At 69.0% G+C, this 9,376-nt stretch carries 9 protein-coding genes; 1 reads left to right on the forward strand and 8 read right to left on the reverse strand.

Annotated features, from left to right (window positions below; all coding sequences use genetic code 11):
* The first annotated feature begins 652 nt into the window (after positions 1 to 652).
* Positions 653 to 1,651, forward strand: coding sequence for a tryptophan--tRNA ligase (gene trpS / locus ACTWQO_RS48040; RefSeq protein WP_443243733.1), 999 nt, complete (start codon positions 653 to 655; stop codon positions 1,649 to 1,651).
* A gap of 34 nt (positions 1,652 to 1,685) precedes the next feature.
* Here trpS and ACTWQO_RS48045 read toward each other — a convergent pair whose 3' ends face one another.
* The 8 genes from ACTWQO_RS48045 to proC all read right to left on the reverse strand — a co-directional run bounded on the left by ACTWQO_RS48045 (position 1,686) and on the right by proC (position 9,302).
* Complete coding sequence (locus ACTWQO_RS48045) at positions 1,686 to 2,282, reverse strand: hypothetical protein (RefSeq protein ID WP_443243734.1); 597 nt, start codon at positions 2,280 to 2,282, stop codon at positions 1,686 to 1,688.
* A complete protein-coding gene (locus tag ACTWQO_RS48050) occupies positions 2,279 to 3,175 on the reverse strand; it encodes a carbohydrate ABC transporter permease (RefSeq protein ID WP_443243735.1) in 897 nt (298 codons plus the stop codon). The genes ACTWQO_RS48045 and ACTWQO_RS48050 overlap by 4 nt, the downstream gene beginning before the upstream one ends.
* Positions 3,172 to 4,122 carry a carbohydrate ABC transporter permease gene (locus tag ACTWQO_RS48055; RefSeq protein WP_443243736.1) on the reverse strand — a complete coding sequence of 317 codons (951 nt, stop codon included), beginning with the start codon at positions 4,120 to 4,122 and terminating at the stop codon, positions 3,172 to 3,174. The genes ACTWQO_RS48050 and ACTWQO_RS48055 overlap by 4 nt, the downstream gene beginning before the upstream one ends.
* The gene (locus tag ACTWQO_RS48060) at positions 4,119 to 5,399 is read right to left on the reverse strand and encodes an ABC transporter substrate-binding protein (protein WP_443243737.1); all 1,281 of its coding nucleotides are present in this window, start codon (positions 5,397 to 5,399) and stop codon (positions 4,119 to 4,121) included. The genes ACTWQO_RS48055 and ACTWQO_RS48060 overlap by 4 nt, the downstream gene beginning before the upstream one ends.
* A gap of 92 nt (positions 5,400 to 5,491) precedes the next feature.
* Positions 5,492 to 6,223 carry a cupin domain-containing protein gene (locus ACTWQO_RS48065; RefSeq protein WP_443243738.1) on the reverse strand — a complete coding sequence of 244 codons (732 nt, stop codon included), beginning with the start codon at positions 6,221 to 6,223 and terminating at the stop codon, positions 5,492 to 5,494.
* A complete protein-coding gene (locus ACTWQO_RS48070; RefSeq protein ID WP_443243739.1) occupies positions 6,220 to 7,173 on the reverse strand; it encodes a PmoA family protein in 954 nt (317 codons plus the stop codon). Before ACTWQO_RS48070 ends, ACTWQO_RS48065 begins: the two co-directional genes overlap by 4 nt.
* The gene (locus ACTWQO_RS48075) at positions 7,170 to 8,264 is read right to left on the reverse strand and encodes a Gfo/Idh/MocA family protein (RefSeq protein WP_443243740.1); all 1,095 of its coding nucleotides are present in this window, start codon (positions 8,262 to 8,264) and stop codon (positions 7,170 to 7,172) included. The genes ACTWQO_RS48070 and ACTWQO_RS48075 overlap by 4 nt, the downstream gene beginning before the upstream one ends.
* Before the next feature lie 225 nt (positions 8,265 to 8,489).
* A complete protein-coding gene (gene proC / locus ACTWQO_RS48080) occupies positions 8,490 to 9,302 on the reverse strand; it encodes a pyrroline-5-carboxylate reductase (RefSeq protein ID WP_443243741.1) in 813 nt (270 codons plus the stop codon).
* Positions 9,303 to 9,376 lie beyond the last annotated feature (74 nt).

A 9,376-nucleotide genomic window follows, 5' to 3' on the forward strand; every position in this document is an offset into this window, starting at 1 on the left:
GGACACAGTCCGACGGACGGGGTATCAACATATCTGGCGTTGATTTTTGGCACGCTGTTGAGTTCTCAAGGAACGGACGCTTCCTTCGTACTCACCCGAGAGACTCTCTCGCGGCTTTCCTCCGGGCACTTCCCTTCGGTCTTGCGTTTCCGACTCTATCAGATCCTTTCTCGACCTGATCCCCAGTCAGCGGGGTTTGCCTTCCCGGCCGTTGAGCCGTTCCGACGAGTGAGACTTTAGCGGATTCCTGGCTCCCGAGCTAATCGGGGGCTGCGGTCTCTCGAACGCGGATTCCTCATTCCGTAATTACGCATACCAATGACGCGACGGCAGAATGATCACTGCTCGTCGAGTAGTGGTTGGTACTTACGGATTGGCTGTCCGGGGACCGACCGGAGTCGGCGCTCACGTCGGACAACTCGGAGAACAGTACGTACCGGCTTTGGGCGTGTCAACTTGGGTCCGCGGGGAGCTGTGGGGGCGTAGCCTGGTCGGCATGACGACGCGTACGTGTACCCAGCTGTGGTGGGCCGCCTGACGGCGGCCGTACTCACGTATGCAACCAACGGCCGCCGCTTCGGCGGCCGTTCTCGTATCTCCCTCCGGGAGGGTCGGCCGCCGGGTGCGGCGGTCTCGACCAGGAGGTGGAGAGATGACGCGGGTCTTCAGTGGGGTCAAGCCGACCGGGCATCTGACGCTGGGGAACTATCTGGGGGCCATGCGGCAGTGGGCCGCGGTCGATCAGCATCAGGCGGATGCGCTGTTCTGCATCGTCGACCTGCATGCGCTGACCGTGGACCACGATCCGGCGCGGGTGCGGCGGCTCAGTCGCCAGGCGGCGACGCTGTTGCTCGCTGCGGGGCTGGATCCGGCGCTGTGCACTGTGTTCGTGCAGAGCCATGTGGATGAGCATGCGCGGCTGTCGTATCTGCTGGAGTGCGTGGCCACCGACGGCGAGATGCGACGGATGATCCAGTACAAGGAGAAGGCGGCGCGTGAGCGCGAGCGGGGCGGGAGTGTGCGGCTGTCGTTGCTGACGTATCCCGTGCTGATGGCGGCTGACATCCTGGCGTATGGGACCGATGAGGTGCCTGTGGGGGATGACCAGGTTCAGCATGTGGAGCTGGCGCGGGATCTGGCCGTGCGGTTCAACCAGCGGTACGGGCATACGTTCGTGGTGCCGCGGGCGACGCATCCGAAGGTGGGGGCGCGGGTGATGAACTTGCAGGAGCCGACGTCGAAGATGGGGAAGAGCGAGGACGTCGGGCCGGGGATCGTCTATCTGCTGGATGAGCCTGACGTGGTGCGGAAGAAGGTCATGCGGGCCGTGACCGACAGCGGGCAGGAGGTCGTGTACGACCGGGAGGGGCGGCCCGGGGTCGCGAATCTGCTGGAGATCCTTGCGTCCTGTACGGGTGGGAACCCGGAGGGCTTGAGCGGTGTATATGAGTCGTATGGCGCGTTGAAGAAGGACACCGCTGACGCCGTGGTGGAGTTCCTCAGGCCCGTACAGGAGAGGCACAAGGAGTTGTGCGCGGATCCTGGTCATGTGGAGGGGGTGTTGCGGGATGGGGCTGAGAAGGCACGGGCGATGGCGCGTCCGACTGTGGATGCCGCCTATCGCGCGATCGGGCTGTTGCCGCCTGCCTGAGATAGCCAGGCGGCTCTCCTCCTAGGTCCCGTCCTCAAGTCCCGGCTGTCTCCCTTCGCCTTGCCACTCCGGCCAGGGCGAGTGCGAGGGGGCCCGGGGTCAGAAGGGCGAGCGGCAGCATCATCCAGGCGCAGAGTGCGGCCGTGGCCACCGCGAGCAGGACCAGGGCGCTGCCCGCGGGGTCATGTGCTGTGTCGGTTGCGGCTGCGCGGAGTGCCGCCCGCCAGTCGGTGAGGGACTCGGGGCGGGCGCAGGCTCGTAGGGCGATGGTGAGGGCCACTGCTGTGAGTGCTGTGGCCGCTGTCGCGAACAGCCGTGCTCCTGGCAGGCCGGCGCTTGCCAGGGCCAGGTCCGCAATCACCAGCAGGGTGGCGGCCAGGGCTAGTGCGCCCGCGGCCAGGTCGCCGGGGCGCAGGCGTTGGCGGAGCAGGGCGAAGTAGCGGCCGGCGGTGGAGGGTTCGTGGTTGGCCGCGCCCCTGAGTACCGCGCAGGCGGTGGAGAGGGCGGCCGGTGCCGTGATCAGGGGGAGGCAGGTGAGGGTGGTGGCCAGGCCGATGCTGAGGACGTCGGCGAAGAGGGTGGCGCGCGGGCCGAAGAGTTCACCGGGCTCGCGGTGGGGTGTCGTGCTCATCCCTTGACCCCCGAGGAGGCCATGCCTTCGACGAGGAAGCGTTGGAAGGCGAGGAAGAACAGGACGATCGGGAGGAGGGCGATCACCGACATCGCGAACATGGGGCCGAAGGAGGACTGGCTGGAGGCGTCGACGAACTGGCGGAGGGCGAGGGTGAGCGTGAACTTCTCGGGGGTGAAGAGGTAGATGAGCTGGGTGAAGAAGTCGTTCCAGGTCCAGATGAAGGTGAAGATGGCGGTGGTGATCAGGGCGGGGCGGGTCAGCGGGAGGATCACCGAGAAGAAGGTTCGGAAGGGGCCGCAGCCGTCGATCGTGGCCGCCTCTTCGAGTTCTCGTGGCAGACCGCGCATGAACTGGACGATGAGGAAGACGAAGAAGGCCTCTGTGGCCAGGAACTTCGGCAGGATCAGCGGCCAGTATGTGTTCACCATGCCGAGCTGGTTGAAGACGATGTACTGCGGGATCAGTACGGCGTGGTGCGGCAGCATGATCGTGGCGATCATGAAGGCGAACAGGGGCCCTCGCATACGGAACTTCAGCCGGGCGAAGGCGTATGCGGCGAGCGAGCAGCTGATGACGTTGCCGAGCACGGCGCCGCCTGCGACGAGCAGGGAGTTGATCAGCAGACGGCTGATGGAGACGTCGTTCACGCCGTCCAGCGCGGTGCTGTAGTTGGACCACTCCAGGCGGGACGGCAGCAGCTTGAGGCTGGCGATCACCTCGTCGGCGGGCTTGAGCGAGGTCGCGAGCAGCCAGGCCAGCGGGTAGAGCATCACCAGCAGGGCGGCGAGGCAGCCGATGTGCAGGGCGATGCGGTTCAGCGGCAGGCGTCGCCGTGAGCGTGAGTCCGGGCGGGAGTCGGTCTTGCGGGGGGCGTCGGTGGCGAGGGTCATCGTGCCCCTCCCTCGGTCTCGTTGGCGTAGAAGACCCAGTTGCGTGAGGTCTTGAAGAGGACGGCCGTGACCAGGCCGATGGCGGCGAGCAGGACCCAGGCCATGGCGGAGGCGTAGCCCATGTGGGAGGCGACGAAGCCGCGGTCGTAGAGGTAGAGCGTGTAGAAGAGCGTCGAGTCTGCGGGGCCGCCCTTGCCGGCGCTGATGGCGAAGGCGGGGGTGAAGACCTGGAAGGCCTGGATGGTCTGGAGCACCAGGTTGAAGAAGAGCACCGGGGACAGCATGGGGATGGTGATCGAGGTGAAGCGGCGCCAGGTGCCGGCGCCGTCGACGGCGGCTGCCTCGTACAGCTCGGCGGGGATCTGCTGGAGCCCGGCCAGGAAGATGACCATGGGTGCGCCGAACTGCCAGATGGTGAGGAGTGCGACGGTCAGGAGGGCCCAGTCGGGGCGGTTGACCCAGCCGCCGGTGCCGAGGAGGCGGTCGACGGTGCCGCCGTCGTTGAACAGGGCCCGCCAGACGAGGGCGATGGACATGGAGGCGCCGAGGAGGGAGGGGGCGTAGAAGGCGGAGCGGTAGAAGGCCTTGCCGCGGCGCATCGATTTCAGGGCCAGGGCCACTGCCAGGGCGAGCGCGAGCTGGAGGGGGACGGCTATGACGACGTAGGTGAGGGTGGCGAGGACGGAGCGCCAGTAGCGGGGGTCCTCGGTGAACATCTGGGTGTAGTTGCGCAGGCCGATCCACTGGGGGGCGGTGAACATGTCGTAGTCGGTGAACGACAGGTACAGCGACACGGCCATCGGGAGCAGGGTGAGCACGCTCGCGCCGAGCACCCATGGGGAGAGGAAGACCCAGGCGGCTCCTTCGCGGCGGCGTCGGGAGCGGCGTGGGGCGGGGGCCTTGTCGGGCTGGGCGGTGCGGGCGACAGGGGTTTCGGTGGTGGTCATTGCCTCAGCTCCGCCTTCGCCTCGGTGAGGTAGTTCTCGGCCGCCTCGCGGGGCGACAGTTTGCCGAAGGACACCTGGTCGTAGTCGCGCATGAAGGTGGTCTGCAGGCCGCTGTCGCCGGAGGGCGGTGCCTGGGGTGGCGGTTTGAGTTCGCCTTCGACGGACTGCTGGAAGTCGGCGATCTGCTTGTCGATGCCGGTGAGTTCGGGGACGACGGTGTCGCGGGCGGTGTCGTTGACCGGGATGCTGCGGGTGGCGCCGAGGATGCGGGCCGCGTCGAGGTCGTTGACCATGAAGTCGATGAACTCGGCGGCTTCCTTGGGGTGGCCGGTGGAGTCGGCCACGGCCATGAACATGGAGGGCTTGAAGTACTGACCGACGCCGGCGGGGCCGGCGGGAAGGGGGCCGAGGACGAGCTTGTCGCCGAGGATCGGGACGAAGCCGGCGGTGGGGGCGTCCCAGTTGAAGTCGCCGGAGGCGGTGCCTCGGCCGAGGGGGGTGTTCTCGACGGTGCCGTCGACCTGGGTGGTGTCCTCCGCCGCGGAGACGGCGCCCTCGCGGCGCAGTCCGTCGGTGAAGGTCCAGAAGCGGGTGAGGTCGTCGGCGGTGAAGCCTGGGTCGCCGTCCTTGGTGTAGAGGGACTTGCCCTGGCCGCGCAGCCACACCTCGAAGGCGTCCTCGCTCTGGCCGGGGTCGACGGAGCCGGGCTTCCCGGTGCGCTCGGAGACGGTGCGTACGGCGTTGGCCCAGTCGTCCCAGGTCCAGCCGTTGGCCGGGAGGTCGACGCCTGCCTTCTTCCACTGCTGGGCGTCGTAGGCGAAGGTCTCGGTGCCGCGGCCCTGTGGGATGGCGTACTGGGTGTCGTCGACCTTGCCGGTGGCGAGGAGGCCGGGGTCGATGTCGCTGGTGTCCAGGGCGGTGGACTGGGTGGCGAGGTCGAGGAGGATGCCGCCCTTGGCGTACTGGTCGATCTGGCGGTAGTCGAGCTGCATGACGTCGGGGGCGTCGCCGCCGGCGGCCTGGGTGGCGAGTTTCTGTTTGTAGGCCTCGTAGCCCGCGAAGGAGGTCTGGATGTCGATGCGGGGGTGTTGCTTTTCGAAGAGGGCAATGGCCTTCTCGGTGCGTTCGGCCCGGTCGGGGTTGCCCCACCAGGTGTAGCGCAGCACGGTCTTGTCGCCGGTTGCCTGGTCCGATCCTCCGCTGCAGCCGGTGCCGAGGGCACTGAGTGCGAGCGTGAGGGCCAGAGCCCAGGACCTCGTTGTCCTGTTGCCGGGCATGGGGTGTCGCGTCTCCTCTCGGAGGTGGGGGGATGTGGGGCGCGGAGCCTGTGGGGATGGAGGGCCCCGCGTCCCCGGTGGGGCTCGGGCTGTCAGCCGCTGGGGAGTTGGTACTCGTCGCGGCGGCCGCACATGCCGTAGCCGCCGAGGCGGAGGGGGTCGGTGCTCAGGGCGGTGGCGGTGGCGAGGTAGTCGCCTGCGGTGCCGGTGGCGAGGGCGTCGAGTTGGATGCCGGTTTGCTGGGCGGCGGCGAGGGCGCCGCGTTCCCAGATGCCGCGCCAGGCGGCGGCTTTGGGGGCGACCAGGCGGGCGGCGGCTTCCTGGAAGGCGCGGTACGGGGCGGGGTCGCCGGCGCGGAGGCACTCGCGCAGGGTGAGGTAGCCCTCGACGGCGAGGTCGCGGCGTTTGCGGGCGGCGGCTTCGATGTCGGGGCTGTCGAGGGGCGGGAGGGTGGCCGCGGCTGCGTAGCGGTCGGGGTCGTCCAGGTAGTCGGAAGGGAAGGTGAAGACGGCGTCGCCGGCTTCGGGCAGGCCGCTGTTCTGCATCAGGACGGTGATGCGGAGGTCCTCGCCCTGGACCATGCGGTGGACGGTGCCGGGGGTGAACCAGGCGACGGTGCCTGCCTGGAGCGGGAGTTCGCGGTAGCCGTCGGGGCTGAGGGTCTGCACGCTGCCGGTGCCACCAGTGACGACGTAGGCCTCTGTGCAGACCAGGTGGAGGTGAGGGCTGCCGCCGCAGACGCCGTCGGCGGCCTGCCAGTCGTACGGAGAGAGATGGGAGAGGGCGATGCCGCCGGGGAGTGGGGGTGTGTTGGGGAGTGTCACCAGTTCAGCTCCTTCAGTCGGGCCGCCACGCGCGCGGTGTCCCAGGCGCCGTCGGCGACGAGGATCCGGTAGCGGTACGAGAAGGACTCACCCGGCGGGAGCGCGAACTCCTCGTGGAACGCCCAGGAGAAGGCGACGGTGGGGATGGGTTCGGAGCGGACGAACCAGTGGGAGGGGTGGATGGAGTTGTCGTTCTCGGGGGCGTGGGCGAAGACGAGGGTGGAGTGGCCGTCGATGTCGTCGTGTTCGGCGGTGAAGGCGAGCCAGGGGGTGTGGGTGCCCATGAGGTCGTCGGAGGCGTCGCGGTCGTCCGGGCCGTCGGGGCCGAAGGCGCGGCCGCCGGTGAAGTCGCGGGGGCCGCGCCAGTGGAGACCGGTGTAGCCGGCGTGCTCGCGGCCGGCGGTGGTCGGGGAGCCGAAGGTGAGGGGCTCGCCGTCCGCGCGGGTGTTGGTCAGGTGGATGGACCAGTCGAGAGCCCAGGAGCCGGAGTCCTCGTCTACGTCGTGGAGGGTGACCGTGCGCGTTTCGCGGGCCCATTCCGCGCCCTGGTTCTCGATCCAGGTGAGGCGCTCGGTGAAGGAGAGGCGGTCGGCGGAGACGTCGAGGGTGTCGAAGCCGTCGTGGCGCATGGAGCCGATGCGGTCGCGGAGGGGGAGATAGCCCTCGCCGTGGATGTAGGAGTGGCCGCCCCAGAAGTTCTGGCCGGAGAGGTGGCTGGCGGTCATCTGTACGCCCTTGTGCCAGCGGTGGTCGTTGGGGCGGTAGCCGGAGACGGGGTGGCCGGCGAGGGTGCGCAGGGGGTGGATGTACGGCTTGCGGGACTCGTACGGAGCGGGGTCGGGCTTGTAGACGTACTCCATCAACTCGACATCGCCGGATGCGACCGTGATGCGTTCGCCGTGGACGTGGGTCACCTGGATCTGCGGCTCGGCGGTGTGGGGGGCGGTCACTTGGGGCTCCATTCCGGGTGGTTGCCGTGCATCGCGGAGTAGTACGGGTCGCCGGGCGCGATCTCGCCGGCGCGGACGGTCGCGCCGGTGAAGGCCGACTTGTAGAGGGCGGCGGCGAATTCGAGGGTGCGGCGGGCTTCGGGGCCGCTGCCTGGGGGGCGTACGCCCTGGTCGTGGGCGTCGAGGAGGGCGCCGAGCTGGGCCTTGTGGGAGCTGGGAGTGTCAGTGGTGGGTGGTGGAATGGGAGTGGCGCCGGGAGAGGGGGTGTAGGTCCAGTCGGTGTTGGAGTGGCCGTAGAGGTGGGTGAGTTCGACGGTGGCGCGGTCGCAGTCGATGCGGATACGGCTGACCTCGTCGGGTGACAGGACGCTGTTGACGACGGTGGCGAGGGCGCCGTTCGCGAACCGGACGAGGGCGGTGGAGACGTCCTCGCTCTCGGTGGCGTGGACGAGGCGGGCGGCCATCGCGCGGATCTCGGTCCAGTCTCCGAGGAGGTGCAGGAGCAGGTCGTACTGGTGGATGCCGTGGCCCATGGTGGGGCCGCCGCCCTCGGAGGCCCAGCGGCCGCGCCACGGTACGGCGTAGTAGGCGGCGTCGCGGTGCCAGGTGGTCTGGCAGTGGGCTACGCGCGGGGTGCCGAGGGTGCCGTTCTGGATGAGGTCGCGGGCGTGGACGGCGCCGGAGCCGTAGCGGTGCTGGAAGACGACGGAGGCGTAGGCGCCGGTGGCTTCCTCGGCGGCGGCGAGCTCGTCGTACTCGGCGAGGGAGAGGGTGAGCGGTTTCTCGCACAGGGCCCAGGCGCCGGACTTCAGGGCGGCGAGGGTCTGTTGCTGGTGGAGGGCGGGTGGGGTGCCGATGAGGACGAGGTCGGGGTGCTCGGTGTCCAGCATGGTGGGCAGGTCGTGGTAGCCGGTGACCCGCTCACCGGCCAGTTTCTGGAATTCCGTGAGGCGGGTGGCGTCTACGTCGACTGCGGCCACGAGTTCGATGCGGTCGGCGTGGGCGCGAAGGGCGGGGAGATGGCTGCCGGTGACGATGGCGCCGGTGCCGACGACTGCTGCCCGGAGGGGGGAGGTGGAGCTGGATGGCATAGAGGGCACCTCAGGAAGGCCGGAGGGAAAGCGCTTTCCGCTGCTTCGTCCGACGTTAAGCACGCACCTGAGGGTGGGACAAGACGCGCGTCGCGATCAGTGATCAACAACTTCCAACACGGGGAGGTGATTTCCGCGGGTTGGTGTGTTGGCGTGTGGCGGGTTGGCGTGTGGCGGGTTGCCGGGTTGGGAGGTGGTGAGGCGACGGAGTGCTGAGGGGTCGGCTCAGGCGTTGTTGCCGGAGGCCAGTTCGCGGCTGCGGTCGCGGGCGGCTTCGAGGGCGGCGATGAGGGCGGCTCGTACACCGTGGTTCTCGAGTTCGCGGATGGCGTTGATGGTGGTGCCGGCCGGGGAGGTGACGTTCTCGCGGAGCTTGACCGGGTGTTCGCCGCTGTCGCGGAGCATCGTCGCGGCGCCGATCGCGGACTGGACGATCAGGTCGTGGGCCTTGTCGCGGGGCAGGCCGAGGAGGATGCCGGCGTCCGTCATCGCTTCGACGAGGTAGAAGAAGTACGCCGGTCCGGAGCCGGAGAGGGCCGTGCAGGCGTCCTGCTGGGACTCCGGGACGCGGAGGGTCTTGCCGACGGCGCCGAAGATCTCCTCGGCGTGGGCGAGGTCGGCTTCGCTGGCGTGCGTGCCGGCTGAGATGACCGACATGGCCTCGTCGACCAGGGCCGGGGTGTTCGTCATGACGCGGACGACCGGGGTGCCGGTGGCTAGGCGGGCCTCGAAGAAGGAGGTGGGGATGCCGGCGGCTCCGCTGATGACCAGGCGGTCGGTGGGGACGTGGGGGGCGAGTTCGTCGAGGAGGGTGCCCATGTCCTGCGGTTTGACCGTGAGGATGAGGGTGTCGGCGGTCTTGGCGGCTTCCGGGTTGGTGACCGGGGTGACGCCGTAGCGGGTGCGGAGTTCTTCGGCTCGTTCCTGGCGGCGGGCGGTGACGAGGAGGTCGGCTGGGGTCCAGCCGGCTCGGATCATTCCGCTGAGCAGGGCTTCGCCGATTTTGCCGGTGCCGAGGACTGCGACTTTCTGGGTCATGGCTGGGGTGCCCGCCGGGGGTTGTCGTCCGGGGTCATCCTCGCATTTGGGGTGGGGGGCGGGGGTGGGTGTCC

This window comes from Streptomyces sp. 4N124, from assembly GCF_052245395.1.
GTDB lineage: Bacteria > Actinomycetota > Actinomycetes > Streptomycetales > Streptomycetaceae > Streptomyces.

Bases quoted from the DNA above. Each gene is read 5' to 3' on its own strand.
- ACTWQO_RS48060 (WP_443243737.1), bottom strand. From the start codon at position 5,399: ATGCCCGGCAACAGGACAACGAGGTCCTGGGCTCTGGCCCTCACGCTC.
- ACTWQO_RS48075 (WP_443243740.1), bottom strand. From the start codon at position 8,264: ATGCCATCCAGCTCCACCTCCCCCCTCCGGGCAGCAGTCGTCGGCACC.
- proC (WP_443243741.1), bottom strand. From the start codon at position 9,302: ATGACCCAGAAAGTCGCAGTCCTCGGCACCGGCAAAATCGGCGAAGCC.
- ACTWQO_RS48050 (WP_443243735.1), bottom strand. From the start codon at position 3,175: ATGACCCTCGCCACCGACGCCCCCCGCAAGACCGACTCCCGCCCGGAC.
- trpS (WP_443243733.1), top strand. From the start codon at position 653: ATGACGCGGGTCTTCAGTGGGGTCAAGCCGACCGGGCATCTGACGCTG.
- ACTWQO_RS48055 (WP_443243736.1), bottom strand. From the start codon at position 4,122: ATGACCACCACCGAAACCCCTGTCGCCCGCACCGCCCAGCCCGACAAG.
- ACTWQO_RS48045 (WP_443243734.1), bottom strand. From the start codon at position 2,282: ATGAGCACGACACCCCACCGCGAGCCCGGTGAACTCTTCGGCCCGCGC.